The following is a 24498-nucleotide window of genomic DNA, read 5'->3' as shown; positions in this document are numbered from 1 at the left end:
GTGGTCAAACGACTGCACAGCCGCAGATCGGGCTGGTGTCAGAAGCTTCCAATCTCCCGCTCGCCCCGATCACATGAGCTCGTGGATGCTCTGAGGAGATGGTCGATAGGGCGAGCGGGTAACGATGAATGATGGCTTGCCGCGCACACCCCAAGTGAGCGCGTCCGGGTCATCCTTGGGCCTCGGCTCCAACGCCCAGTCATATACACCTATCCGGATTTCCCATCCGCTAGGCGGACTGTGGCAGTCCTCCGCCGCGTAGTCCACTCCATCGCCTTCTTGAGCAGCCCACACGCGCAGGGAGGCCGCAGGGCCGTGGGACCAAAGCTCATCCAAATTGTTCTCGGCCCACAGCTCTCGCCAACGTTCGGTCCACGCACCGATAGTCGTTTCGAGAATGACGGCCCCGCCAGGCGGTACTCGAACTCCACGATGATCGCTTATGGGCTCGGGAAGAGGATCAGGCCATAGCGGAGTAGATCCGCCTACACATGACCATGAATCGTCCACGACGATGGTGCGCGTGTCCTCGTTAACGAGGATGCCTCTGACAGGAGCTTCGAGCCAGTTCCCCTCGAAATCCGCCTGATTGGCGAACTCGAATATGTACTGGTCGCAGATCTCCTTTCCGAGGTAGGTGAGCCTCCACCCCTGGGAGCGCTCCAAGCTGACGTAGACCCTTACACGTCCGGAGTCGGCTTCGGTTCGCGCCTGCTGAACGGCCGCAAGCTCATCGGCGTCCGCGCTTCGAGCAGCTGCATGGGCAGAGTCGGCAGCAGCCTTGGCCGAATGCACCGCAGCGATTGCGGATCGACGAGCATATAACAAGGAAGCTACCGCGATGATGGCAGCAATGATCGCGATCACATCGGAGGTGGCCACGGGTTCAATCGTAGGTGCGCCAAGCCTGCCAGAACTACTCATTGCAATAATGTGCCGCTATTTCGGGAAGAGCCGTTTGATCGCCAAGGCGCCGCTCGCCAGCAACTGGCCTCTGCCGAAGCGCAACGGCTCTGGGCCGCGCCGCTCCTGGGCGACGCGCGGTAGGTCCCGCCCGTGCGGCCAGCACTCATCTACAGGCCCTGATCACCCCGTACGCCGTCGACTCACCGCGTAGCGGCAGCGGGCCGGGGACGGAGTGTCAAGCTCGGCTTCGCGTGTACGTTCGCCAGTCGCCGTTCCTCGATCATGCGTTGTCCTGCGGTCAGAGCCGGGCTTGATACGTAGGAGTCGGTCTGCTGGACTTGCGTGGGTCGATGGTGTGCGAGGTGATCAGCCCCCAGCCACCCGTCTACGTTCAGGGCCGTGTGACGATCACCTCGGTGCCGGAGTGCTCCCGCCGGAGGCATGCTTTGACCTCATCGGCTCAGTCCGGGAGTCGGCATCCCTCGTGGTGCTGGGAACGTTCTGTACACGGTTCTGCCTGCGTTCGTTGGTGCGGCGGGGTGGCCGGGCGGGACCGGCCCGGAGAGGCCGCACGCCCGCCCGGACCGCCCGGCCGCCCAGCGGGCGGCGGCTTGATAGCCGTAGAGATATTTGGGTTGCAGGCTCAACATGTGCTGCGGACGGGGCTCGCTCTGGCCCAAACGCGTTCCAGACCGGTGAGATAGACGGCTGTGGTGCCGTGGGGACCGACGTGATGAAGGTGGATGACGGGTGCGTCTGGAGCTTTCGTGCCATAGGCGTGGGCGTTGACGAAGAGATCGTCGTCGGCTCGATAGATCGAGTTGTAGAGCACAGTGCGGTGAAGGCGAATACCCGCGCTCGGCACCTCTTGGAGAGGGCTGAATAGTGTGAGGGCGTTGCGGACGCGGGCGGCCATGACGTCTGCGCCGATTCCCTCGTCTACGCCTCTCGCAGCGACCTCGGTACTGTCCGGATCGCCTAGGAGGATACGGAGTCGTACTCCGGCACTACCACGTTCGGCGATCAGGTTCATAAGCCCTGCGTCCTCGGCGAGAAACAGCCCACTGTAGGTGAGGATTTCGATCCTTTTCGTGGCCGTGGCGAAGAGGTTCCGCCATGCCGCATGTGGAACGGCCCAGCGGTGTGGATAGATAGCGCGGACCTCGTGGTTGATCATCCGGTGAGCGCCGGCGCAGAAAGTGCTGCGCCAAGGGCGAATGCTGCAAGAGCTACCCCGCCCGCTACACGATCATCGGCATTCGCCGCACTCTGCGCGCAGCACTCAACCAAGCGATCCGCGAAGAACTGCTATCCAAGAACGTCGCAGCTCTCACCAGTCTGCCCAGCGCAAGCCAGACCAAGAAGCGCAAAGCCAAAAGCGTGTGGAGCGTCGACGAAGCACGCCGATTCCTCGAACACCTCCGGAAGGTCGACGACCCGCTATACGCCGCCTACGTCCTGATCCTCGTTCTCGGCCTCCGGCGGGGCGAAGTGTTGGGCCTGACCTGGTCAGCCGTCGACTTCCAGACCGAAGAGGTGGCCATCTCCCACCAGCTCACAAGAGTCGGCGGCCAGTTGCTTCACCGCGACACCACCAAGACGGACGGCTCGACGACCACGCTCCCGCTCCTGGGCCTGTGCATCGCCGGCCTCCACCACCGCAGGACCAAGCAGACCGCAGCAGAAAATGCCGCCGAGAACTGGCCCGACACCGACCTCGTCTTCACCACCCGGAACGGCACCCCGGTCGAACCGCGCAACTTCAACCGCGCCTTCGCATCGCACTGCCACAACGCCGGCGTCCCAGCGATCCGCGTCCATGACACCCGCCACACATGCGCATCCCTCTTGGCCGCCCTGGGCGTCCATCCGAGAGTCGCGATGCAGATCCTCAGGCATTCTCAGATCTCGGTGACCATGAACGTCTACACCCAGATCCCCACCCCGGAGACGCGCAAAGCCCTGAAGAAGCTTAACAAGCGCCTCGATGGCTGAACCCGTAGCTGTACAACCGTGCTGTACAAGATCAAAAAGGCCCCTTCCCGATCGAGGAAAGGGGCCTTTCACGTGCAGAGCCGACGAGGGGAATCGAACCCCTGACCTTCTGTTTACAAGACAGATGCTCTGCCGATTGAGCTACGTCGGCACAGCCCATCAGTGTAGACGCTCACCCACGCCGATGACGAGCCACCTCATACAAGGTAACCCCAGCCGCCACCCCAGCATTCAACGACTCGGCCGCCGCCTGCATCGGAATCCTGGCCAGCGCGTCACACTGCTCCCGTACCAACCGGGACAACCCCTTCCCTTCCGACCCCACCACGACAACAAGCGGCTCGGTGAAGAGGGAGACGTCGCCGATGTCCACGGTCCCCTCGCCGTCGAGGCCGACCACGAACAGGCCGGCCTCCCGGTACTCCCGTAGCGCCGCGGTGAGGTTGGACGCGCGGGCGACGCGGAGGTTGGCGAGGGTGCCGGCGGAGGTCTTCCAGGCGCCGCCGGTCACTCCGGCGGAGCGGCGGGAGGGGATGAGCATGCCGTGGGCGCCGAAGGCGGTGGCGGAGCGGGCGATGGCGCCGAGGTTGCGGGGGTCGGTGACGCCGTCCAGGGCCACGATCAGCGGGATCTCGGCGGCGTCCTCGGCCAGGGTGATCAGTTCGGTGGGATGGGCGTAGTCGTAGGCGGGGATCTGCAGGGCGATACCCTGGTGGACGGCGCCCTCGGTCAGGCGGTCGAGTTTGTCGCGGCTGACCTCCAGCAGGGCGATGCCCTGCTCCGCCGCGATCTTGATGGAGTCGCGGACGCGGTCGTCGTTCTCCAGGCGCTGGGCGACGTAGAGGGCGCTGGCGGGGACGCCCGCCAGCATGGCCTCCAGGACCGGGTTGCGGCCGCCGATGTACTCGGGGGCGTCCTCGGAGCGCCGCTGGCGGGCCGGCTGGCGGCCGGCGCCGCCTTTGGCCTCGCGGGCGATGCGCTCCTCGCGGGACTTGTCCTTGAACCAGTGGCGCATGTGGGCGGGCGGCGTCGCGCCCTTGCCCTCCAGGCTGCGCCGCTTCTGCCCACCGGTGCCCTTGGCCGGGCCCTTCTTCTTCGCCGGTCGACCGGACGCCCTACCACCTGCTGCCATGGGACCAAGGGTACCGGCGAAATTCAGCGCGCCAGTTCCCAGCGGGGACCGTGCGGGGTGTCCTCGACGACGATGCCGAGGGCGGTCATCTGGTCGCGGATGGCGTCGGCGGCCGCGTAGTCCTTGCGCTCCCTGGCGGCCTTGCGCTGCTCGAGCGCCACCGCCACCAGCGCGTCGACGACGGGCTTGAGGTCGGAGCCGCCGGTACGCCACTGGGGCGAGCGGGGGTCGAGGCCCAGGACGTCCAGCATGTTCTGGGTCTCGGCCAGCAGGCGGGCCACCGCCTCCTTGTCACCCTTGGACAGCGCTACGTTGCCCTCCCTGACGACCTCGTGGATGACGGCCACGGCCTGCGGGGTGCCGAGGTCGTCGTCGAGGGCGTCGGCGAAGGCCTGGGGAAGGGGCGCGTGGGCGTCCACGTCGTGGATGACCTCCGCGGCCCTGGTCACGAAGCCCTCGATGCGCTGGTACGCCGCTGCCGCCTCCAGCAGCGCCTCCTCCGAGTATTCGATGGAGGAGCGGTAGTGCGGCACGGCCAGGTAGTAGCGCAGTTCGACCGGCCGCACCTTCTGCACCAGGTCGGGGATGAGCAGCGAGTTGCCCAGCGACTTGCTCATCTTCTCGGCGCCGATCTTGAGCATGCCGTTGTGCATCCAGTAGCGGGCGAAGCCGTCGCCGGCCGCCTGCGACTGGGCGATCTCGTTCTCGTGGTGCGGGAAGATCAGGTCGAGCCCGCCGCCGTGGATGTCGAAGGTGGGGCCCAGGTACTTGGTGACCATGGCCGAGCACTCCAGGTGCCAGCCGGGCCGCCCGGGTCCGAACGGCGTCGGCCAGGTCGGCTCGCCCGGCTTCTCGCCCTTCCACAGGGCGAAGTCGCGCGGGTCGCGCTTGTGGGAGTCGTCGTCGCAGTCGAAGGCGGGCCGCATGTTCTCCAGCCGCTGGTTCGACAGCGAGCCGTAGCGGTCGGCGTAGGAGCGTACGTCGAAGTAGACGTCGCCGCCCGAGGCGTAGGCGTGACCGCGCTCGATCAGCCGCTCCATCAGCGTGATCATCTCGGGCACGTGGCCGGTGGCGCGCGGCTCGACGGTGGGCGGAAGGCAGCCCAGCGTGTCGTAGGCCCAGGTGAAGGCGCGCTGGTTGCGCTCGGCCACGACGAACCAGGGCACGCCTTCCTCGGCCGACACCCTGATGATCTTGTCGTCGATGTCGGTGACGTTGCGGCAGAAGGTCACGTCGTAACCGGAGCGCGTCAGCCAGCGCCTGAGCACGTCGAAGTTGACGCCCGAGCGGATGTGCCCGATGTGCGGGGGCGCCTGCACGGTGGCCCCACACAGGTAAATCGACGCCCGGCCGGCTTCGACCGGAACGAATTCACGGATGGCGCGCGTGCTGGTGTCGTAAAGGTGCAGGCTCACGAAAGAAAGGCTAACGCCTCGGGTGGCGTCGCATGCCGACAATCACCCCTTGAGAAAGACCTTCTCCGGACGTACCCGGACGATCAGCCTTTCCGCCCCCGCATGCTCCTCCCAGGCCGCACCGGTGTACTTGCGCGACAGCTCCTGGATGAGGTCGCCCGCGGGGTCCTCTTCCAGGGTGACCATGCCGCGTACCTCGGCGTACCTGAACGGGTTGTCCGGGTCGATGACGACGATGCTGGTGCGCGGGTCGCGCTCGTAGTTGCGCGGCTTGCGCCGGCCCTTGACGGTCGAGAACAGGATGTCGTCGCCGTCCGTGCGCACCCAGATCACCGACGCCTGCGGCCCGCCGTCCGGATTGATGCTGGTCACCGTCGCGTAGTTGGGGCCGTCGAACAGCCTCCGCACGTCGTCGGAGAGCTCTGCCATGGAATCTCCCTTGATCGCTTGCTGTCACCCATTCTTCTGTAGTCTCGAATTCGCCATGGAAGTGACTCCCCCCTCCACGTTGCGCCGCCTGGGCCTCGCCCTTGCCGGACTCGCGGTGGCCGCCCTGACCGGCGCCGCCTGCGCCCTGTCCTTCGACGATCTGCGCGAGCTGGCCATCCTCGGTGAGGCCCGGCCCGAGCTCGCGTTCTTCTATCCGGCCGCGTTCGACGCGGTGCTCGTGGTCGCGCTGACCGGCGTCCTGCTGCTGCGCACGGCCCGGCCGCTCGTGCGCGCCCAGGCCGCGACCGCGCTCGTGCTGCTGATCGTCGCGGCCGCGGCGGTCAACGTGGCGACGGCGCTGCGTTTCTCCTTCGATGTACGGCAGGCCGCCCTGGGCGTGGCCCTCGCCCCCTGGATCATGCTGGCCGTGGCGCTGTGGTTGTGGCTGCTCCTGATCAAGCACGTGCAGGCGGGACGCGCGGCCGTACCGGAAGAGGCGGAGCCCGAGCCGGACATCGTGCCCTTCCACCGGCCCGAACCACCGAAGACGGAGGAGACGGAGGAACTGCCGCCGCTGTCGGAGCGGGTCACCCGCTGGTCACCCCCCGAACCAGAGCCAGAAGAAGAGCCTCAGAAAGAGCCAGAGCCCGTGCGCTGGGGCGACCGCGTCAAGCCGACCGACGTGCTCGTCCACCCCAGGACGCCGGAGGTCACCGACCGCGACGCCGACACCCAGCCGGTACGCGTGTTCGTGGAAGAGGAAGAGGAAGCGGAAGGGGAAGAGGAGCAGGCCGCCGACCCCGGCCACGGTCCCGAACAGGCCGACGACAGCGAGCGGGACGAGGTCCCGGCGCCCTCGGGACGCCTGCGCAGCACCCCGTTACCGCCTGAGGAATGAAAGTTTGACCGTACGCCCACGGCCCCCTGACCCGGGTGAGGGAATCAGCCAGCCGTGGCGATCATGTCGTGGGTGCCGGTCCCCGAGGGAAGCGACTTCCCTCTGCTCAATCTCCCTTTCGGCGTGTTCTCGCGCCGCGGGGAGCTGCCGCGAGTGGGGGTGGCGATCGGCGAATACGTCCTCGACATGCACCTGCTCACGACGCAGGGCGCGCTGCCGCCCGCGTACTGGTTCGCCAGCGGCACGCTCAACTCCTTCCTCGCCGCGGGTCCGCGGGTGTGGCACAACGTCCGCGCCGACCTGCTGGAGCTGCTCACCGACGAGAGCCGCAGGCCGCACGTCCTTCCCGCGCTGACGCCGCTCAAGGAGGTGCGGCTGCACCTGCCGTTCAACGTGGCGGACCTGCTGCTGTTCCAGACGTCGCTGGAGCACGCCACGAACGTGGGCCGCATGTTCCTGCCGCCCGAGCGCGATCCGCTGCCCCGCACGTGGCGGCACATGCCCGTCGGCCAGTACGGCAGAGCCGCCGCCGTCACCGTGTCGGGGGCGCCGGTCGTGCGCCCGAGCGGCCAGCTGGGACGCGGCCACGTGGGCCCGACGGCCAAGCTGGACCTGTCGGCCGAGCTCGGATACGTGGTCGGGGTGCCGTCGGCGCCGCCGTACCCTCTGAGCACCTCCGACTTCCCCGCCCACGTCTTCGGCGCGGTGCTGGTGAACGCCTGGCGGGCCTGGGACCTGATGGCGTGGGAGGCGCGGCCGATGGGGCCGTTCCTGGGGCAGGCGTTCATGGTGTCGATCTCGCCGTGGGTGGTGCCGCTGTCGGCGCTCAACCACGCGCGTACGGCCCAGCCGGTCCAGGACCCCGAACCTGCGGCCTACCTGACGATCAAGGACGACGTGGCCATCCGGGCCGAGCTGGACGTCCGGCTGAACGGCCTGACGGTCGCCAGGCCCGAGTACCAGGGGCAGTACTGGACCGGCGCGCAGATGCTCGCGCACGCCTCTGTGACGGGCTCTCCGGTGCGCACGGGCGATCTCCTGACCACGGGGCCCGTCGGGGGCGCAGGCACGCTCCTGGACCTCACCTGGAACGGCAGAGACCCGCTCGGGATGCCTGACGGCTCCGAGCGGGTCTTCTTGCGCGACGGCGACATGGTGCGTGTCACCGCCTCCGTCCCCGCGGCCGATGGTTCGCGCCTGGGGTTCGGCGGGGTCGCGGGGACCGTCTATCCCGCCGTCTAGGTCTTGCCCCCGCGGCTGCGGCGCAGCCCCGCCACGAGGCCGACGCCGACGACGGCCAGGACGACCTGCATCACGAGTTCGATCCAGTCGGGGCCAGAGGTGTTCTCGACGCCGATCGCCTGGGCGATGAGCGTGCCGACCAGAGCGGCGATGATGCCTACGACGATGGTGAGGATCCACCCGATGGCCTGCCTGCCGGGAATCAGCAGCCGGCCGATTGCGCCGATCACCGCGCCGATCACGATGGCGCCGAGGATGGACTGGATGGTCATGTGGGCACCTCCCGGTAAGTGTGAGACCTTCACACCCACAGCCTGAGGTCTACCCCGTCGTTCGTGAATATGCCTACGCGGCGGGACCCGACGTTCCCGAGCCTCGCGTGGCCTGCATGCGGGCGACCAGCCAGACGCCGACCACCGCGAGCGCGAGCTGGAGGATGTGTTCCAGCCAGTCGATGCCGCGGGTGTCCGCCCAGCCGAACACCTGGGCGATCAGCGTGCCGAGCAGCGCGGCGACGATGCCGACGATGAGGGTCAGGCCGATGGACATGTTCTGCTTGCCCGGCACCAGCAGCCGGCCGAGCGCGCCGACGATGGCGCCGATGACGATCGCCGAGACGATGGCTCCGATCATGACAAGGTCCCCCCAGATCCACTTGCCGCTTCACAAAGGGTTTACCCGGCATCACGGAGAGCTACGCATGGGAAGAGCGGCGGTCCGTACCGCGCCAGTGACGGACCGCCGCACCCCTGAGTCGACGGGCTAAGGGCACCACCCGCCGGGATACCTCAACGCATCCCGACATAAGACGCCTTACGGCTACGCGAGGTTCACCACGAGAGCCGTGGCGATGGCGCCGATTCCCTCGCCCCTGCCGGTGAAGCCGAGCCCGTCGGTCGTCGCCGCGGAGACGCTCACCGGAGCGCCCACGATCGCGCTCAGGACCTTCTCCGCCTCAGCGCGCCGCGGAGCCAGCTTGGGCCGGTTGCCGACCACCTGGACGGCCACGTTGCCGATCTGGAATCCGGCCTCGCGCACGAGGCGTACGGTCTCCTCCAGCAGCACCGCGCCGGACGCGCCCGCCCAGCGGGGGTCGGAGGTGCCGAAGACGGCGCCGAGATCGCCCATGCCGGCCGCCGACAGCAGCGCGTTGCAGGCCGCGTGGGCGACCGCGTCCGCGTCGGAATGGCCGTCGAGCCCGGTCTCGCCCGGCCAGTGCAGGCCGGCGAGATACAGTTCGCGCCCAGATGCGAACGGGTGGACGTCGATACCGACGCCCACCCGGGGAAGTTGCGCGTTCAGGAGTTGAGAACCTCGTCGAGCAGGGCCTCGGCCTTGTCCTCATTGGTCTTCTCGGCGAGTGCGAGCTCGCTCACGAGAATCTGCCTGGCCTTGGCGAGCATGCGCTTCTCACCCGCGGAAAGGCCGCGCTCGCGGTCCCTCCGCCACAGGTCCCGAACCACCTCGGCGACCTTGTTGACATCGCCGGAAGCGAGCTTCTCGAGATTGGCCTTGTAACGGCGAGACCAGTTGGTCGGCTCCTCGGTGTGCGGCATCCTGAGAACGTCGAAAACCCGCTCGAGGCCTTCCTGGCCGACAACATCACGTACGCCGACAAGTTCTGCGTTTTCTGCTGGCACCTGGACGGTTAGGTCGCCCTTGTCGACCTTGAGCACCAGGTAGGTCTTTTCCTCACCCTTGATGGTTCGGGTCGTGATTGCTTCGATCCGAGCAGCCCCATGGTGGGGGTAGACGACAGTGTCGCCGACCTGGAAAGTCATGTGACAAGTACCCCTTCCGCTGTACTCCAGGGTACCACGCATCCACAGCCTCCCGGAACAGTGAAATCACCATAACTGCAGGTCAAAGCCGCATATTAGGGGTTGACATCCCTTCAACTCTGTGAATCACAAATGCTGACATACCGAATGACCTGCAGGGGCGCGGATATGACCATGGAATAGGCCGGATATGGTGGGCGCTGCCCACTCACACGCACGCGCGAGACCTAGGAGTTACCCCCGTGACCAGCCGTCGCTGGATTGTCGCCGCCGCCGCGTTCCTCGCGGCCCCCGTGCTGGCCGGCTGTGCCGCTGGGTTCGACGCCAACACCAACAAGCCGTACGCACCCGTCGAAGCCGGTGCCCTCATCGAGAACGGCGCGTACGGCGCCCGCGGCGTCCAGATCCCCCAGGCGTTCATCCTCGGCCCCGACGCGGGCGCACAGCTCGCCCAGGGCGGCCAGGCCCCCGTCTACCTCAACGTGATCAGCCCCGCGGGCGACGCCATCCAGGCCGTCAGCTCCGACGTCGGCGCGGCCAAGCTGGCGACGCCCATCACGATCCCGGCGGGCGTGCTCACCAGCACCGGCAAGCCGACGCCCCAGATCATCATCCAGGGCCTGTCCAAGCCGCTGCACGGCGGCGAGAGCGTGCGGCTGTCGGTCCAGTTCGCCAAGGCGGGCCAAGTCGACCTGCACGTGCCGGTGGTCACCCGCAGCCGCGAGTTCGCCGCCTACCCCGCGGCCCCCGGCGCCACCCCCGCGCCGTCCCCCTCGCCCTCCGCCAGCCACACGGCCACGACGGGCGGGCACTAGAAGCCTTCTTCTCCGGTACGGCGGGCGGCCCGCCGTACCGGAGAAAGCGAACGCGAGAAGGCCGGTCACTCCTCCACGGCGTCGAACTTGTAGCCGAGGCCGCGCACCGTGAGGATGCAGCGGGGGTTGGACGGATCGGCCTCGATCTTGGCGCGCAGCCGCTTCACGTGGACGTCGAGCGTCTTGGTGTCACCCACGTAGTCGGCGCCCCACACCCGGTCGATGAGCTGGCCACGCGTCAGGACGCGGCCGGCGTTGCGCAGCAGCACCTCGAGCAGCTCGAACTCCTTCAGCGGCAACTGGACCTGCTCGCCGCGGACCGCGACCACGTGCCGGTCGACGTCCATGCGGACCGGGCCGACGGCCAGGACGGCGCTCTCCAGCTCCTCCACGACGTCACCCTGGCGGCGCAGGACCGCCCGGATGCGGGCGACCAGCTCGCGGGAGGAAAAGGGCTTGGTGACGTAGTCGTCGGCGCCCAGCTCCAGCCCCACCACCTTGTCGATCTCACTGTCCTTGGCGGTCAGCATGATGACCGGGACCTTGGAGCGCTGGCGCAGCGAGCGGCAGACTTCGGTGCCGGGCAGTCCGGGGAGCATCAGGTCGAGCAGGACCAGGTCGGCGCCGTTGCGGTCGAAGGTGTCCAGTGCTTCGGGGCCGGTCGCGGCGACGGAGACCTCGAAGCCCTCCTTGCGGAGCATGTACGAAAGGGCGTCGGAGAACGACTCCTCATCCTCAACTACGAGAACTCGGGTCATTGGACTGCCTCCAGGGGAATCGAAGGTGGTACGGCTACCGCCGTCCCGCCGAACGCGGGCAGGCGGAGGGTGAACGTCGAACCGGAGCCTTCCTTGCTCCACACGGACACCTCGCCCGCGTGGGCGACGGCGACGTGCTTGACGATGGCCAGGCCCAGGCCGGTGCCGCCGGTCGCGCGTGAGCGGGCGGCGTCGACGCGGAAGAAGCGCTCGAAGATGCGCTCCAGTGCCTCTTCCGGGATGCCGATGCCCTGGTCGCTCACGCTGATCTCGACGGAGTCGCCGGCCGGCCTGACGCTGACGACGACCCTGGTGTGCTCGGGGCTGTAGGCGATGGCGTTGGAGATGAGGTTGCGCAGGGCGGTGACGAGGAGTTCGTCGTCGCCCCAGATGCGCAGCCCTTCCGTGCCGCCGGAGACGAGGGTGATGTCCTTGGCGACGGCCTTGGTGTTGCAGTGGTCGATGGCGTCGTTGACGGCCTCGTCGATGGCGACCTGGCCGGGGGTGGGGATGGGTTCCGCGCCCTGGATCCTGCTGAGCGTGATCAGGTCCTGGACGAGGTAGGTGAGCCGGGCCGCCTCGTGCTGCATGCGGCCGGAGAACCGGGTGACGGCCTCGGGGTCGTCGGCGGCGTCCTGGATGGTCTCGGCCAGCAGGCTGAGCGCGCCGACGGGGGTCTTGAGCTCGTGGCTGACGTTGGCGACGAAGTCGCGGCGTACCGCCTCGACCCGCCGGCGTTCCGTCTGGTCCTCGGCCAGCACCAGGACCTGTCCGTGGGAGCCCAGCGGCGCCACGCGTACCGCGAAGCAGGTGGTCTCCTGGCCGAACTTGTGGCCGGCCACGTCGATCTCGCTCTCCCGGATCTCGCCGTCGCGGCGGACCTGGCGGGCGAGCGCGAGGAGTTCGGCGGCCATGAGGCGGTCGCCCTTGACCAGCCCGAACGCGCGGGCGGCCGAGCTGGCGCGCAGCACCCGGTCGTGGGCGTCGAGGACGACGGCGGAGGAGGGCAGCACCGCGAGAACCGAGGCGACGCCCTGTGGCAGGGCACCGGTTTCGGTGTCGTCGGTGTCCTCGTCTCTGGCGCGCGTCTCGATCTGGTTGCGATAGAAGAGGACGGCCACGGCTCCGACAACGAAGCCGGCCAGGGCCGCGAAGCTCAGGGCCATCTCACTCATGTCTTCGATGGTAGGTGGCTCAGGAGACGTAACAGACCCTCTACCTGCGGATGAACGGTCCTTTCCCGGAAAGTTCACCTTGCGGTCGGGGTTCGTTCACAGATCTACACGTACCGTGACGACATGCGCGACGCGTACCATGAAGAACTTGACTCCCTCACGGACAAACTGGTGGAAATGACCAGGCTTGTCCGGTCCGCCATCTCGCGGGCCACCACCGCCCTCCTCGACGCCGACCTGCAGCTGGCCGAGAGCGTCATCTCCCGTGACGAGGAGGTGAACAGGCTCTTCGCGGAGATCGAGACCACCATCTTCGAGCTGATGGCACGGCAGCAGCCCGTCGCCGTCGACCTCCGCATGGTGATCACCGCACTGCGCATGGGCACCGACCTGGAACGTATGGGCGACCTGGCCGGGCACGTGGCCAAGGTCGCTCGCCTGCGTCACCCGGACTCGGCCATCCCGCCGGAGATGCGCTCGACCATCCTGGAGATGGGCCAGATCGCGGAGAACCTCATCACCAAGGCCGGCAGCTCCGTCGCCTCCCGCGACGTGGAGTCGGCGCTGGAGCTCGAGCAGGACGACGACGCGATGGACAGGCTGCACCGGCGGCTGTTCCGCAAGATCCTGTCCAAGGACTGGGCGCACGGCGTGGAGCCCGCGATCGACATAACGCTGATCGGCCGCTACTACGAGCGGTACGCCGACCATTCGGTACGGGTCGCCCGCGACGTCGTCTACCTCGTCACCGGTTCCCGGCCCGGCTAGGAAACCAGATCGGGGCTACCCGGATCGGCGGGTAGCCCCCTTGGATGTTTCAGCGGCCCTGGTTGGCCACGGCCTCGATGGCCGCCTTGGCCGCGTCCGGGTCGAGGTAGGTGCTCTTGACCGGCCTGTAGTCGGCGTCCAGGTCGTACACCAGAGGGATGCCGGTCGGGATGTTCAGCCCCGCGATGTCGGCGTCGGAGATGCCGTCGAGGTGCTTGACGAGCGCGCGCAGCGAGTTGCCGTGCGCGGCCACCAGCACGGTACGGCCCGCCGCCAGGTCCGGCACGATCTCGTCGTACCAGTACGGCAGCATGCGATCCACCACGTCCTTCAGGCACTCGGTACGCGGCCGCAGCTCGTCCGGCAGCTGGGCGTAGCGGGCGTCGCCGGCCTGCGAGAACTCGTCGTCGTCGGCGATCGGCGGCGGCGGGGTGTCGTAGGAGCGGCGCCACAGCATGAACTGCTCCTCGCCGAACTCCTCGCGCGTCTGCGCCTTGTTCTTGCCCTGCAGCGCGCCGTAGTGGCGCTCGTTCAGCCGCCACGAACGCTTGACCGGCAGCCACGCCAGCCCGGCCGCGCCCAGCGCGAGCTGCGCGGTCTGGATGGCCCGGACGAGCAGGCTCGTGTGGACCACGTCCGGCAGGACGCCGGCCTCGGTCAGGAGGCGTCCGCCGCGCCCGGCCTCCTCTTCGCCCTTGGCCGAAAGGCTCACGTCCACCCAGCCGGTGAACAGCCCCTTAGCGTTCCAATCGCTCTCGCCATGCCGTAGCAGTACCAATGTCGCCATGGCGACAATCTTAGGAGCCGGGGTCGGCGAAGTGGGCGAACGCCTGGAGGTTCTTGAGCGACTCGCCCCGTTTGACCCGCCATTCCCACTCGCGCTTGATGGTCGAGGCGAAGCCGAGTTCGAGTGCCGTGTTGAACCAGTCGTCGGAGTAGGTCAGGACGCAGCCGAGCAAGCGGTCGATCTCCGGCTCGCTGATGGCGTCAAGGGGGATTCTTCCGACGAGGTAGACGTCGCCCACCGGGTCCAGGGCGAAGTGCACGCCGTACATGCCGCCGTTCTTCGACAGCAGGAAGCGGTAGAACTCGGCGTGGTTCTCGTCGGGCTGACGGCAGAAGAACGCCTCCACCAGCATGGCCTGGTCGCCGATGACGAACCAGGTGACGGTGGCGAGCTTGCGCTTGCCGGGCAGGGTGACCACGAAAGCGCCCGGCCGTTCCTCCTCGAAGGGCACCTCGGCGGCCTTCAACGCCGCCTCCACAACCTCACGCATGTGCCACACCCTACGAGTTGACGGCGACCGGCATCCGGTGGAGATGAGCCATGGCGCCCGCGTACACCTCCATGAGGCGCGCGGCGGTGGACTGCCAGCCGAAGGCGGCGGCGTGGGCGCGCGCGCCGGACGCGAGGCCGTCGCGCCAGCGCGGCGCGGTGACGAAGCGCCGCAGCGCCAGCGCCCAGTCGTGCGGGTCGTGGCCGTCGACGAGCAGTCCTGACACTCCATCGCGTACGGCGGTGCGCAACCCGCCCACCGAGGCCGCGGCCACCGGGGTGCCGCAAGCCTGGGACTCCAGGGCGACGAGGCCGAACGACTCGCTGTGGGAGGGCACCACGGTCACGTCGGCGGCCCGGTACCAGTCGGCCAGCTCCTCCTGCGGCGCCGGCGGCACGAGCCGGACCACGTCGGCGATGCCCAGTTCGGCGGCCAGGTCGACGAGGACGTCCGGGCGGGCCAGGCCGTTGCCCGACGGGCCGCCGACGCAGGCGACCACGAGGCGCTCGCGCAGCGACGGGTCCTCGATCAGCATGCGGGCCGCGGCGCGCAGGAGCACGTCGGGTGCCTTGAGCGGCTGGATCCTGCCCACGAACAGCAGCAGGTGCGCGTCCTGCCTCACCCCGAGCCTGCGCCGGGACGCGCCCTGGGAGGCGGGCTGGAAGACGGTGAGGTTGACGCCCGGGTTGACGACGGCCACGCGGTCGTCCGGCGCGCCGTACAGGTCCTTGAGCTCGCGCGCCTCGTCGGAGGTGTTGGCGACCAGGCGGTCGGCGACCTCCACCACCTGCTCCTCGCCCAGCACGCGGGCGGGGGGCTCGGGGCGGTCGCCGGAGGCGAGCAGGAGGTTCTTGACCTTGGCCATGGTGTGCATGGTGTGGACCAGCGGGACGCCCCAGCGTTCCTTGGCCAGCCAGCCGACCTGGCCCGACAGCCAGTAGTGGGAGTGGATGACGTCGTAGCGGCCCGGGTCGTACATGGCCTCGGTCCGCAGCACGCCCGACAGGAACGCGCACAGCTGGCCGGGCATGTCGGCGCGATCCAGTTCCTCGTAGGGCCCGGCCGTCACGTGCCTGACCGAGACGCCCGGCGCGATCTCCGCCACCGGAGGCAGGGCACTGCCGGTCTGCCGGGTGAAGATCTCCACCTCGACACCCAGCTCCGCCAGTCGTCTGGCGGATTCGACGATGTACACGTTCATCCCACCCGCATCACCGGTGCCCGGCTGGTCCAGGGGGGATGTGTGCATGCTGATGGTCGCCACGCGGTTGACCCGTCGACGCCTCAACGTCACCACCTCCAACCTGGCTACAACCAGGCGGACCTAAGCCGCATTCCCGACAAACACCGACAACCCAACATCCAGACCAAACCCAGGGGCACCCCTACGCCCCCTTGAAAAACCCCAGCCCAGCCCCACCTCCCCCACCCAGACCCACCCCCAAAACCCACCCAAGCCCCGCCAACCACCCACCCCCGGCACCTCCCACGCCCCAGGGGACGCCGCATGCCCAGCAGCCCACGCCCCGTGACACACCCCCCGAAACCCGAGGCTCGCGGCAGACGCCGCTTCCCGCCCCGGAGGAGCCCGTGTCCCGGGCCGCCTCTCGGGAGGTGATCGGCCCTGGGACACCGCCTCTCGGGATCGCGCTATGCCTCCCGGTGGTCTCCCGGGTCCCGGAGGGACTCCCGGTGGGTGCCTCGGGGTTCGGGAGGGAGGTGTGGTGGGGAGGGGGGCGGGGCATGGGGGGAGTTCTGGGGCCGGGTGGGGGGTGGGGGTGCGTGGAAGGATGGGTGGCATGACGAAGACGGCAGTGGTGACCGGTGCGAGCAGCGGCATCGGGGCGGCGACCGCGCGGCGGCTGGCCGCGGAGGGGTACGAGGTCGTGGCGGGCGCCAGGCGGCTCGACCGGCTGGAGAAGCTGGCCGCCGAGGTCCCCGGTATCCGGGCCCTGGAGCTGGATGTCACCTCCGGCCCTTCCGTGGACGCCTTCGTGGCCGGGCTGGAGCGCTGTGACGTGCTGGTCAACAACGCGGGCGGCGCGCTCGGGACGGAGAGCGTGGCCGAGGCGCGGCTGGAGGACTGGCAGAACATGTACGACACCAACGTCCTCGGTTCGCTCCGGGTGACGCAGGCGATCCTGCCGAAGCTGGTCGAGTCCGGTGACGGCGTGCTGGTCATGCTGACCTCCACCGCGGGCCTGGTCTCCTATGAGGGCGGCGGCGGCTACTGCGCAGCCAAGCACGCCCAGACGGCGATGGTCGAGACCCTCCGCCTGGAACTGGTCGGCAGCCCGGTGCGCGTCATCGAGATCGCGCCGGGGATGGTGCGGTCGGAGGGGTTCGCGGTGACCAGGTTCCGGGGCGACTCGGAGGCCGCCGCCCGCGTGTACGCCGGTGTGCCCGACCCTCTTTCCTCCGACGACGTGGCCGACGCCATCGCCTGGTGCGTCACCCGTCCCGCGCACGTGAACGTCGACCGCCTCGTCATCCGCCCCCGCGCCCAGGCGGCCCAGCACAAGGTGCACCGCGTAAGTGCGTAGGCCGGTCGGGGAGATCACCAGAGGGACGACCGGGTTCAACCGGCTGCGCAGGGCCGATCGCTGGCTGGCCGCCGTGCACGGCAACGTCCTGCGCGCCGCCGCCCGCCCGCTGGTGGTCGATCTCGGCTATGGGGCCTCGCACACGACCACGCTGGAGTTGTACACCCGGTTGCGCAGGATCCGCCCCGACGTCGAGGTGATCGGCATCGAGATCGATCCGGCTCGGGTGGCGCTGGCGCGGCCGTACGAGCGCGAGGGGTTGTCCTTCCGGCTGGGCGGCTTCGAGCTGCCGGTCCCGCGCCCGCCGGACGTGGTGCGCGCCTTCAACGTCCTTCGCCAGTACGGCGAGGCCGACGCCTGGCACTACTGGCAGGAGCTGTGCGCCAAGCTCGCGAGCGGCGGCGTGCTGGTGGAGGGCACGTGTTCGGAGGTCGGGCACCGGGCGGTCTGGGTGGGCCTGGACAGGAACGGCCCGCGGACGCTGACGTTCTCGGCCAGGTTCGACGCCTTCGAGCGGCCATCCGACCTGGCCGACCGGCTGCCCAAGACGCTCATTCACCGCAACGTGCCCGGTGAGCGCATCCACGCCTTACTCAAGGACTGGGATCACGCCTGGGCGGTCAGCGCCCCGTACGGCGCGCACGGCCTGCGTCAGCGCTGGCTGGCGGCGGTGGAGGTGCTGGGAGCCACCTGGCCCGTCCCCCAGCATGCGCCTCTGGGCGGACGGACCAGGTGGCGGCTCGGGGAGCTGACCATCCCCTGGTCCGCCACTGGTTGATCTTCCTCAGCCCCTCCTCACACGACAAGTCGTGAGATGTCACGATTCCCTGGCAAATTTCATAATCACGTCGCTGAAGGTGTCGTAAGCCGCCGCGTCGAAGAGGACGAACCGCACCTCCACCACCGACGTCTCCGCGGCCGTGACGGCTTCCATCGCGATCCCTGCGGCGTCGGCCATCGGCCAGCCGAAGATGCCAGTGGAGATCGCCGGGAAGGCGACCGTACGCGCGCCGAGCTCGTCGGCCACCCGCAGCGACTCGCGGTGGCAGGAGGCCAGCAGCGCCGAGCGGTCCTCCCCCGGCGCGTACACGGGCCCGACCGTGTGGATGACCCAGCGGGCCGGCAGCCGTCCCGCGGTCGTGGCGACGGCCTGACCGGTGGGCAGCCCGCCCCCGTGGTGGGAGGCGCGCAGCCGACGGCACTCCTCCAGGATCTCGGGACCACCCCGCCGATGGATGGCGCCGTCCACTCCGCCGCCGCCCAGGAGCGAGGAGTTCGCAGCGTTCACCACGGCGTCGACCTCCTGCGTGGTGATATCTCCCTGTACCAGAGTGACGTCCATCTCACCGACCTCCCGAATGGCTGCTCGACAACCTGTAGTACTACGCTGGAGCGTGTGAAGGGTCTTGGCGAGCTAGAGCGCAGCATCATGGACATCCTCTGGGCGCAGAGCAGCCCGCTGACAGCCCGCGAGGTCGGCCGGCTCATCGCCGAACGCGATCTCGCGCCCACCACGGTCATGACCGTTCTCGACCGTCTTACCCGCAAGGGCTTCCTTGAGCGCATCCGCGACGGGCGCGCGTGGCGTTACGAACCGGCGGAAAGCCGCGACACGTACATCGCCGAGCTTATGCTGGAGGCTCTGGAAATGACGGGCGACCGCTCGGCCGCCCTGACCCGCTTCGCACAGGCGGTCCCCGCCTCCGAGGCGGAGATCCTGCGCAAGGCCCTTACGGAGCTGGAGGACGAGTGATCACCGCCGCCGCGCTGGCTGCGCTCGCGACCGCGTGCGCGCTCGGCGCTTGGCGTTTCACCTCCGCGCGCTGGACCTACCGCGCGCCCCGCGTGGCCATCGTCCTGTGGCAGGCACTCGGGCTGGCCTGGGGGCTGGCGACCACCGGCTCGATGCTGGCGTACGCCGTCCAGCCCTATGACCGCGGGCTCCTGCACGGGCTGATCGCCGTCGCCCAGGGCCGCGAACCGGTGGAGCCCTGGGACGGGCCGCATCTGTTCGCGCTGGTCGCGGGGCTGACCGCGCTGGCCGTACTCGTGGCCGTGACCCTGACCGCGGCCGCGCAGACGCTGCGCGCCCGCCGCCGCCACCGCACGCTGCTGGCGCTCATCGCGCGCGACGACCCGTTCGTGCCGGGCGTGCGCGTGCTCGACCATCCCGGCGCCGCCGCCTACTGCGTGCCCGGCCTGCGCTCGCAGGTCGTGATCAGCGCCGGCGCGATGGAACTGCTGTCCGACGACGAGCTGACCGCCGTGCTCGCCCACGAGGCCGCGCACGTGCGCGAGCGCCACGACCTGGTGCTGCTGCCGTTCGGCGCGCTGCGCCGCGTGCTGCCCTGGTCGAAGGTCGTGCGCGACGCTCAGGCCCAGGTCGAGCTGCTGGTGGAGATGGCCGCCGACGACCGCGCCCGCCGCTACTGCTCACCCCGCCGTCTCGCCACCGCCCTCCTGCGCTTCGGTACGGCCGGCGCCATGCCCACCCCACACGGAATGCTGGGCAGCGTGACCGCGGCCAACGTCATGGCCCGCGTGAACCGCCTGGTCAAGCCCGATCCCGAGCTGAAGCCCCACTTCCGCTACGGCTACCTCGGCCTGTCGGCCGCGCTGCTGGCCTCCGCGGCCAGCCTCTGGGTGATCCCGCTCTGAGCGCTTGCAGCTGCTAGCTCCGCGTTTGCAATTGCAAGCACTATGGGGCAGAATGCAGGCATGGCACTACCCAAGGTCGGCTCGATCGGCGAGTACATCCGCGAGCAGCGGCAGCAGGCGAAGATCTCGCTGCGCCAGCTTGCCGCCGCGGCGGGGGTCTCCAACCCCTACCTCAGCCAGATCGAGCGCGGGCTGCGCAAGCCGAGCGCGGAGATCCTCAACCAGATCGCGAAGGGTCTCCACATCTCGGCGCAGGCGCTCTACGTGCAGGCGGGTCTCATCGAGGACAAAGAGCCGCCGAGCGACGTCGAAGCGGCGATCCGGGCCGACACGCACATCACCGGGCGGCAACGCCAGGTGCTCATTGATATCTATGAGTCGTTTCGCAAGGAGAACCACGCCGGGGACGAGCAGACCTCCCAGAATGCCCATCCCCAGCGTGACCCGGAATCGGACGACGAACCGCTGCCCGGGGATTTTCTCGCCGCCCTGGAGCCCTTCGCGGCGAACCCCGGCAACGGCACCGTCACCCAGGAAACCAAGGAAGGTTAACCCATGACGCTTGCAACCGAGGTCAAGAAGCTGACCGAGTCCAAGCCGTTCTACGCGGTCGCCGGCGCCGGCGACTTCGCGGTGGAGAAGCTGCGTGAGCTGCCCGAGCAGCTCCAGAAGCTGCAGGCCCGCCGCACCGAGATCGCCAAGGACCTGCCGGAGCGGGCCCGTGAGCTCACCGGCAAGGCCGAGGGCTTCGCCAAGGACTTTCCCGAGAAGGCCCGTGCCTACGCCGGTGAGCTCGGTCACAAGGCCACCGAGGTCTACGAGGAGTTCGCCAGCCGTGGCCGCAAGGTCGTCAGCAAGGTCAGCGGCGAGGCCGCGCTGGAGCTGGAAGAGGTCTCCGAGGCCGCCGAGCCGGCTGCCGCCGCCCCCGTCGCTCCCGCCAAGAAGACCACCCGCACCCCCAAGGCCAAGGCCTGAGCGTGCGGCGCGATGAGCCCGTCCCGGTCCGGGGCGGGCTCTTTCGTTGCCCGCGTGCCAGAGTTGCGCACTAGGCTGGGCCCGACAACGCAGCCTGGGGCGGAGCCAACATGAGCATGATCAACGGCGTTCTCAACCTTCTTTTCCTGGTGCTGGCCACGGGCATCTTCGGCATGTCGGTCTACGCGCTGGTCCACGCGGTGCGGGTGACGCCGAACGCCTTCGTCTCGGCCGGCAAACTGCAGAAGAACCTGTGGCTGCTGATCCTCGGCCTGGCCACCCTGTTCTCGGCCGCCGGCGCCTGGTCCTACTTCAACGCCTTCATGGTGGTCGGCGGGGCCGCGTTCATCGGCATCGGCCTGGGCATCTTCTCGATCCTCGCGGTGATCGCGGCCACGGTGTACATCGTGGACGTCAAGCCCGCCGTGAAGGGCATGGGCGGCAGGGGCGGCAACAACGGCCCTTACGGCCCCTGGTGAACCACCGCCGGGCCTAGCGCCGCCGACAGCCACTTGGCCAGGCGGGCGTGGCCGGTGAAGGTGGGGTGGACGCCGTCCGGGAGCAGGATCTCGGAGCGGCGGCCGGTGACCCAGCGCTGCTTCAGCGGGTCCAGGAACATGACACCCTCGCGGGCAGCGACCTCGGCCAGGGCATCGCGTACGGCGTAGGCCCTGGGCGGGGCGTCGGCCAGCCAGATCGGGCCGACCATGACCACGCGGGTCTCGGGCCAGCGTGCGCGGGCGGTCCAGAGGAGTGTGGCGGCGGCCCGCCGTACGCCCAGGGTGGGCCAGCGGCGGTCGTTGTGGCCGCCGGAGATGACGAGCAGGTCGGGGGCGGGGCGCCAGGAGAGCTCGGCGTCGAAGGAGTCCTGGAAGCTGCGGCCGACGCGGCCCTTGTTGATGTAGCCGGTGCCGCCCGCGCCGGCGATCACGGGCTGCCAGCCGAGCAGGCGGGCGGTCGCGGCGGCGTAGGAGCTCCAAGTGGGGACGGGGCCGGAGCCGACGGTGAAGCTGTCGCCGACGAACATGAGCACCGGCGCGGACTTCTGCTGGACCGGAGTCGGGTCCGGGCCCGCCGTCTCGCCCGCCGCGCTGCCGCATCCGGTACAAAACGCCATCATCAGGGCGGCGGGTGCGATCAGACGTCGATGCATCAGGCCGCGCATGACCACCTCATGGGCTCTAAGCTGCCGGACATGAGCTCCGACCTCTACGGGCGCACTGAGCGTCTCGAGCTGTCCGACCAGAACCTGCGCGAATTCGAGGCTGTCGTGCTGGACTCGACGCCCGACGGGATCGTGTTGAGCAGGTCGGCATTCTACCCAGGCGGCGGCGGTCAGCCGGCGGATCACGGAGTTCTGATCTGGCTGGGCGTGGAAACCCGGATCGCCGGGGTACGCAAAGGCGACGATCTCCACCTGATCCCGGCCGAGGGCGATCCGGTGCCCCCGGTGGGCACGGTGGTGCGCGCCGCGGTGGCCGACGAGCGGCGTTCCGCGCTGATGCGCACGCACTCGGGGCTGCACGTGCTGTGCGGGGTGGTCTTCCGCGACTACGGCTCGCTGGTCACGGGCGGGAACATGGAGCCGTTCACCGCCCGCATGGACTTCAACCTCCCCGAGGTCCCGCCGGGCTTCAAGGAGGCGGTCGAGGACGCCTGCAACGCCGAGGTCTCCGCCGACCGGCGCATCGACATCCGGGTGCTGCCGCGCAAGGAGGCGTTCGACATCCCCGACATCATCCGCACCGCCACCAACCTCGTCCCGCAAGAGGTCGAGGAGGTACGCATCGTGGACATCGTGGGCCTCGACACCCAGGCCGACGGCGGCACCCACGTGGGCTCCACCGCCCAGATCGGCCGGATCAAGGTCACCAAGATCGAGAGCAAGGGCAAGGGCTTCCGCCGCCTGCGCATCGCGATCTCCGACTGACCTCACGCCTCCGGGTCGTATGCCAGCAGGTCGCCCGGCTGGCACTCCAGCGCCGCGCACAGGCGGACCAGCGTGGAGAACCTGATGGCCTTGGCGTGGCCGTTCTTGAGTATCGACAGGTTGACGACGGTGATCTCCACGCGGTGCGACAGCTCGGTGAGCGTCATCTCGCGCTCTTTGAGCAGCTCGTCGAGTCGGATGCGAATCGGCATGTCAGATGGTGGCCTCGACCTCTTGGAGCAGGGCCAGGCCCCGGCGGACGATCTCCGCGATGCCCAGGGCCGCCGCGCCGGCCACGACGCCGATCAGGCCGCCGGGAAGCGGCTGGAACATGAAGCTCTCGGCGAGCAACATGGACGACAGTAGCGTCTTGGCCAGCCAGCCGAGGAGCGCGGCGGCGATCGACCCGGCGATGAGGACCCAGCCGAGCCTGCTCAGGTGGCCGGCGGTGCCGGCGGAGAACAGCGCGCGGTCGCCGGACCTGGCCTGGCGCAGCACGCGGATGAGGATCCCCACCGCCAGCAGGCCGGTGACGACGCCGGGCAGCGTGTCCAGGAGATAGAGGCCGGCGATCGCCGGCGAAGGGTCCACGGGCCGCACCACGACCTCGGCGCCGGAGCCCACGTAGGCCGCCCCCTCGGCCAGCATGCCGGCGGGCAGGGCGCCGGGGACGTTGAGGGTGACCCCGATGCCGCCGGCCGTGCCCGCGAACGCCATGCCGGCCGCCTGGACCAGCATCGCCAAGGCGCCCAGGCAGCCCAGGACGAAGCCGATGCTGAACGTGATCTCAAGTCTGGCGATCCATCGCATAACGATTATCGTAAATAACGAAAGTCGTTATGTCGAGGGTTCGATGAGGGTCGCCAGGCCGTTCAGGAGCGGAGTCAGGCCGAACTCGAAGAAGGCGTCCAGGTCGAGGTCGTAGTCGTCGCCCAGCCCGGCGACGACGGCGGCGAAGTGCGGGTAGGCGCCGGAGTCCCGCAGCTCCTCCAGGCCGGGCCCCTGCGCGTCCATCCACTCGTCGTCGCCCATGCCGGTCGCCGCGTCCTGCTGAGCTTCCCGCTCCAGGTGTACGGCCACGCCCTGCACGTAGTTGTAGATGAGCACGTGGATGTTCTGCCTGGTCATGGCGTCGAGTCCGTAGCCGTCCAGGGAGGCCAGGGCGTACTCGGCGTGCCGCATCAGGTTGGGCAGGATCAGCGGCCGGGTCAGCGCGGTGACGTGCGGCAGCCAGGGGTGGCGGCGGTACAGGGACCACAGGCCGCGCGCCGACAACTCGAAGCGGGCCCGCCAGCCCTCCGGCAGCGGCTCCGGGTAGTCGAACTCGCCGTAGGCGGCGTCGGCCATCAGCCGTACCAGGTCCTCCTTGCCGCCCACGTGACGGTAGAGCGACATGGTGGCGGCGCCGGTCTTGGCGGCGATGCCGCGCATGGACAGGGCGGCCAGGCCCTCGGCGTCGGCGATCTCGATGGCGACCCTGACGATCCGCTCGCGGGTGAGGTCGGAGGGGGTGGGCGCGCGGTCGCGGGCGGCGCCGGCGACGGTGCTGCCGACCCGGGGCTCGGACGTGATCACGCCCTCCTGAGCCAGGAGGGTCAGCGCCTTGGCCGCCGTGGCCAGCGCGACGTTCCAGTCGCGGGCCAGGCCGCGCGTGGACGGGACCTTGTCACCCGGCTTCAGCTCGCCTTCTGCGACGCGCCGCTTGATGTCGGCCACGATCCGGATGTATGGCGGGGTCATGGAGCCTCCTGTTCTAGTACAGAAGGTAGCAGAAATGCCTGTTGCACGGACTGTGCGTACT

General features: G+C 69.1%; 32 protein-coding genes and 1 tRNA gene. 13 read left to right on the top strand and 20 right to left on the bottom strand.

Annotation, left to right across the window (positions count from 1 at the left end; genetic code table 11):
• Positions 1-69: 69 nt before the first annotated feature.
• Positions 70-882: a hypothetical protein gene (locus ACFWY5_RS03770; protein WP_379630468.1), complete on the bottom strand. Its 813-nt coding sequence runs from the start codon at positions 880-882 to the stop codon at positions 70-72.
• A gap of 667 nt (positions 883-1549) precedes the next feature.
• Positions 1550-2083, bottom strand: coding sequence for an XRE family transcriptional regulator (locus ACFWY5_RS03765; protein WP_379630467.1), 534 nt, complete (start codon positions 2081-2083; stop codon positions 1550-1552).
• A 203-nt stretch (positions 2084-2286) separates the two neighbouring features.
• On the opposite strand from ACFWY5_RS03765, the gene ACFWY5_RS03760 reads away from it, so the two are divergent.
• Complete coding sequence (locus ACFWY5_RS03760; protein WP_379630466.1) at positions 2287-2901, top strand: site-specific integrase; 615 nt, start codon at positions 2287-2289, stop codon at positions 2899-2901.
• Positions 2902-2979: 78 nt separating this feature from the next.
• Here the strand turns inward: ACFWY5_RS03760 and ACFWY5_RS03755 are convergent.
• The 4 genes from ACFWY5_RS03755 to ACFWY5_RS03740 form a co-directional block, all read right to left on the bottom strand.
• Positions 2980-3052: transfer RNA gene (locus tag ACFWY5_RS03755), tRNA-Thr, on the bottom strand.
• A 21-nt stretch (positions 3053-3073) separates the two neighbouring features.
• Positions 3074-4033 (bottom strand): 23S rRNA (guanosine(2251)-2'-O)-methyltransferase RlmB, encoded by a 960-nt coding sequence (gene rlmB, locus ACFWY5_RS03750; RefSeq protein WP_379622658.1) that lies wholly within the window; start codon positions 4031-4033, stop codon positions 3074-3076.
• A gap of 23 nt (positions 4034-4056) precedes the next feature.
• Entirely contained in the window at positions 4057-5448 is a 1392-nt protein-coding gene (gene cysS, locus ACFWY5_RS03745; protein ID WP_379622660.1) for a cysteine--tRNA ligase, read from the bottom strand.
• A gap of 42 nt (positions 5449-5490) precedes the next feature.
• Positions 5491-5877 carry a PPOX class F420-dependent oxidoreductase gene (locus tag ACFWY5_RS03740; RefSeq protein ID WP_379622662.1) on the bottom strand — a complete coding sequence of 129 codons (387 nt, stop codon included), beginning with the start codon at positions 5875-5877 and terminating at the stop codon, positions 5491-5493.
• A gap of 55 nt (positions 5878-5932) precedes the next feature.
• On the opposite strand from ACFWY5_RS03740, the gene ACFWY5_RS03735 reads away from it, so the two are divergent.
• Together ACFWY5_RS03735 and ACFWY5_RS03730 are read left to right on the top strand one after the other, a co-directional pair.
• Entirely contained in the window at positions 5933-6775 is an 843-nt protein-coding gene (locus ACFWY5_RS03735; RefSeq protein WP_379630465.1) for a DUF2637 domain-containing protein, read from the top strand.
• Positions 6776-6838: 63 nt separating this feature from the next.
• On the top strand, positions 6839-8017 hold the full coding sequence (locus tag ACFWY5_RS03730) for a fumarylacetoacetate hydrolase family protein (RefSeq protein ID WP_379630596.1): 1179 nt from the start codon (positions 6839-6841) through the stop codon (positions 8015-8017).
• Here ACFWY5_RS03730 and ACFWY5_RS03725 read toward each other — a convergent pair.
• The 4 genes from ACFWY5_RS03725 to ACFWY5_RS03710 all read right to left on the bottom strand — a co-directional run bounded on the left by ACFWY5_RS03725 (position 8014) and on the right by ACFWY5_RS03710 (position 9798).
• Complete coding sequence (locus ACFWY5_RS03725) at positions 8014-8289, bottom strand: GlsB/YeaQ/YmgE family stress response membrane protein (RefSeq protein ID WP_379622668.1); 276 nt, start codon at positions 8287-8289, stop codon at positions 8014-8016. The two genes, ACFWY5_RS03730 and ACFWY5_RS03725, sit on opposite strands and share 4 nt — an antisense overlap.
• Positions 8290-8362: 73 nt before the next feature.
• Entirely contained in the window at positions 8363-8650 is a 288-nt protein-coding gene (locus ACFWY5_RS03720; protein ID WP_379622670.1) for a GlsB/YeaQ/YmgE family stress response membrane protein, read from the bottom strand.
• Between the two features lie 186 nt (positions 8651-8836).
• On the bottom strand, positions 8837-9298 hold the full coding sequence (gene ispF / locus ACFWY5_RS03715) for a 2-C-methyl-D-erythritol 2,4-cyclodiphosphate synthase (protein WP_184958197.1): 462 nt from the start codon (positions 9296-9298) through the stop codon (positions 8837-8839).
• 17 nt (positions 9299-9315) lie between these two features.
• Positions 9316-9798 (bottom strand): CarD family transcriptional regulator, encoded by a 483-nt coding sequence (locus tag ACFWY5_RS03710; RefSeq protein WP_030451583.1) that lies wholly within the window; start codon positions 9796-9798, stop codon positions 9316-9318.
• Positions 9799-10040: 242 nt separating this feature from the next.
• Between ACFWY5_RS03710 and ACFWY5_RS03705 the strand changes: the two genes are divergently transcribed.
• Positions 10041-10613: a copper chaperone PCu(A)C gene (locus ACFWY5_RS03705; protein WP_379630464.1), complete on the top strand. Its 573-nt coding sequence runs from the start codon at positions 10041-10043 to the stop codon at positions 10611-10613.
• A 65-nt stretch (positions 10614-10678) separates the two neighbouring features.
• Here the strand turns inward: ACFWY5_RS03705 and ACFWY5_RS03700 are convergent, their stop codons facing one another.
• Complete coding sequence (locus ACFWY5_RS03700; protein WP_184958198.1) at positions 10679-11371, bottom strand: response regulator transcription factor; 693 nt, start codon at positions 11369-11371, stop codon at positions 10679-10681.
• The gene (locus ACFWY5_RS03695; protein ID WP_379622676.1) at positions 11368-12546 is read right to left on the bottom strand and encodes a sensor histidine kinase; all 1179 of its coding nucleotides are present in this window, start codon (positions 12544-12546) and stop codon (positions 11368-11370) included. Before ACFWY5_RS03695 ends, ACFWY5_RS03700 begins: the two co-directional genes overlap by 4 nt.
• 123 nt (positions 12547-12669) lie before the next feature.
• Here ACFWY5_RS03695 and phoU point away from each other — a divergent pair, with 123 nt between their 5' ends.
• Positions 12670-13314: a phosphate signaling complex protein PhoU gene (gene phoU, locus ACFWY5_RS03690; RefSeq protein ID WP_379622678.1), complete on the top strand. Its 645-nt coding sequence runs from the start codon at positions 12670-12672 to the stop codon at positions 13312-13314.
• 49 nt (positions 13315-13363) lie between these two features.
• On the opposite strand, the gene ACFWY5_RS03685 is transcribed toward phoU, so the two are convergent.
• From ACFWY5_RS03685 to mshA, 3 genes are read right to left on the bottom strand one after another with little or no spacing between them, the layout of a single operon-like run.
• Positions 13364-14101, bottom strand: coding sequence for a phosphoglyceromutase (locus ACFWY5_RS03685; RefSeq protein ID WP_379622680.1), 738 nt, complete (start codon positions 14099-14101; stop codon positions 13364-13366).
• A gap of 10 nt (positions 14102-14111) precedes the next feature.
• Positions 14112-14591, bottom strand: coding sequence for a YbjN domain-containing protein (locus ACFWY5_RS03680; protein WP_379622682.1), 480 nt, complete (start codon positions 14589-14591; stop codon positions 14112-14114).
• 10 nt (positions 14592-14601) lie between these two features.
• Entirely contained in the window at positions 14602-15885 is a 1284-nt protein-coding gene (mshA, locus tag ACFWY5_RS03675; protein ID WP_379622684.1) for a D-inositol-3-phosphate glycosyltransferase, read from the bottom strand.
• Between the two features lie 505 nt (positions 15886-16390).
• Between mshA and ACFWY5_RS03670 the strand changes: the two genes are divergently transcribed.
• On the top strand, positions 16391-17134 hold the full coding sequence (locus ACFWY5_RS03670; protein ID WP_379622686.1) for an SDR family NAD(P)-dependent oxidoreductase: 744 nt from the start codon (positions 16391-16393) through the stop codon (positions 17132-17134).
• Positions 17127-17912: a class I SAM-dependent methyltransferase gene (locus ACFWY5_RS03665; protein ID WP_379630463.1), complete on the top strand. Its 786-nt coding sequence runs from the start codon at positions 17127-17129 to the stop codon at positions 17910-17912. Before ACFWY5_RS03670 ends, ACFWY5_RS03665 begins: the two co-directional genes overlap by 8 nt.
• Positions 17913-17951: 39 nt before the next feature.
• On the opposite strand, the gene ACFWY5_RS03660 is transcribed toward ACFWY5_RS03665, so the two are convergent.
• Positions 17952-18476: an O-acetyl-ADP-ribose deacetylase gene (locus tag ACFWY5_RS03660; protein ID WP_379630462.1), complete on the bottom strand. Its 525-nt coding sequence runs from the start codon at positions 18474-18476 to the stop codon at positions 17952-17954.
• Between the two features lie 54 nt (positions 18477-18530).
• Here ACFWY5_RS03660 and ACFWY5_RS03655 point away from each other — a divergent pair, with 54 nt between their 5' ends.
• The 5 genes from ACFWY5_RS03655 (at position 18531) to ACFWY5_RS03635 (ending at position 21246) form a co-directional block, all read left to right on the top strand.
• On the top strand, positions 18531-18887 hold the full coding sequence (locus tag ACFWY5_RS03655; protein ID WP_379622693.1) for a BlaI/MecI/CopY family transcriptional regulator: 357 nt from the start codon (positions 18531-18533) through the stop codon (positions 18885-18887).
• Positions 18884-19792 carry a M56 family metallopeptidase gene (locus ACFWY5_RS03650; protein ID WP_379622695.1) on the top strand — a complete coding sequence of 303 codons (909 nt, stop codon included), beginning with the start codon at positions 18884-18886 and terminating at the stop codon, positions 19790-19792. Before ACFWY5_RS03655 ends, ACFWY5_RS03650 begins: the two co-directional genes overlap by 4 nt.
• A gap of 60 nt (positions 19793-19852) precedes the next feature.
• A complete protein-coding gene (locus ACFWY5_RS03645; RefSeq protein ID WP_379622697.1) occupies positions 19853-20344 on the top strand; it encodes a helix-turn-helix domain-containing protein in 492 nt (163 codons plus the stop codon).
• A 3-nt stretch (positions 20345-20347) separates the two neighbouring features.
• Positions 20348-20767 carry a hypothetical protein gene (locus ACFWY5_RS03640; RefSeq protein WP_379622699.1) on the top strand — a complete coding sequence of 140 codons (420 nt, stop codon included), beginning with the start codon at positions 20348-20350 and terminating at the stop codon, positions 20765-20767.
• A 110-nt stretch (positions 20768-20877) separates the two neighbouring features.
• Positions 20878-21246 carry a DUF2516 family protein gene (locus ACFWY5_RS03635; RefSeq protein ID WP_379622701.1) on the top strand — a complete coding sequence of 123 codons (369 nt, stop codon included), beginning with the start codon at positions 20878-20880 and terminating at the stop codon, positions 21244-21246.
• Here ACFWY5_RS03635 and ACFWY5_RS03630 read toward each other — a convergent pair.
• Positions 21231-21920 (bottom strand): SGNH/GDSL hydrolase family protein, encoded by a 690-nt coding sequence (locus tag ACFWY5_RS03630; RefSeq protein ID WP_379630461.1) that lies wholly within the window; start codon positions 21918-21920, stop codon positions 21231-21233. The genes ACFWY5_RS03635 and ACFWY5_RS03630 overlap by 16 nt on opposite strands.
• A 42-nt stretch (positions 21921-21962) precedes the next feature.
• On the opposite strand from ACFWY5_RS03630, the gene ACFWY5_RS03625 reads away from it, so the two are divergent.
• On the top strand, positions 21963-22697 hold the full coding sequence (locus tag ACFWY5_RS03625) for an alanyl-tRNA editing protein (protein WP_379630460.1): 735 nt from the start codon (positions 21963-21965) through the stop codon (positions 22695-22697).
• Positions 22698-22699: 2 nt separating this feature from the next.
• On the opposite strand, the gene ACFWY5_RS03620 is transcribed toward ACFWY5_RS03625, so the two are convergent.
• Genes ACFWY5_RS03620 through ACFWY5_RS03610 form a run of 3 tightly spaced genes read right to left on the bottom strand, consistent with a single transcriptional unit; the run spans position 22700 to position 24437 of the window.
• Positions 22700-22909, bottom strand: a complete 210-nt coding sequence (locus ACFWY5_RS03620) for a helix-turn-helix domain-containing protein (protein WP_379622708.1) — start codon at positions 22907-22909, stop codon at positions 22700-22702.
• 1 nt (position 22910) lies between these two features.
• The gene (locus ACFWY5_RS03615) at positions 22911-23507 is read right to left on the bottom strand and encodes a DUF2975 domain-containing protein (protein ID WP_379630459.1); all 597 of its coding nucleotides are present in this window, start codon (positions 23505-23507) and stop codon (positions 22911-22913) included.
• A gap of 27 nt (positions 23508-23534) precedes the next feature.
• On the bottom strand, positions 23535-24437 hold the full coding sequence (locus ACFWY5_RS03610) for a TetR/AcrR family transcriptional regulator C-terminal domain-containing protein (RefSeq protein ID WP_379630458.1): 903 nt from the start codon (positions 24435-24437) through the stop codon (positions 23535-23537).
• Positions 24438-24498 lie beyond the last annotated feature (61 nt).

The organism is Nonomuraea sp. NPDC059007, from assembly GCF_042740555.1.
Classification (GTDB): Bacteria; Actinomycetota; Actinomycetes; order Streptosporangiales; family Streptosporangiaceae; genus Nonomuraea.
The sequence above is the reverse complement of the archived record's forward strand: the minus strand, read 5'-3'. Positions and strand labels throughout refer to the sequence as shown.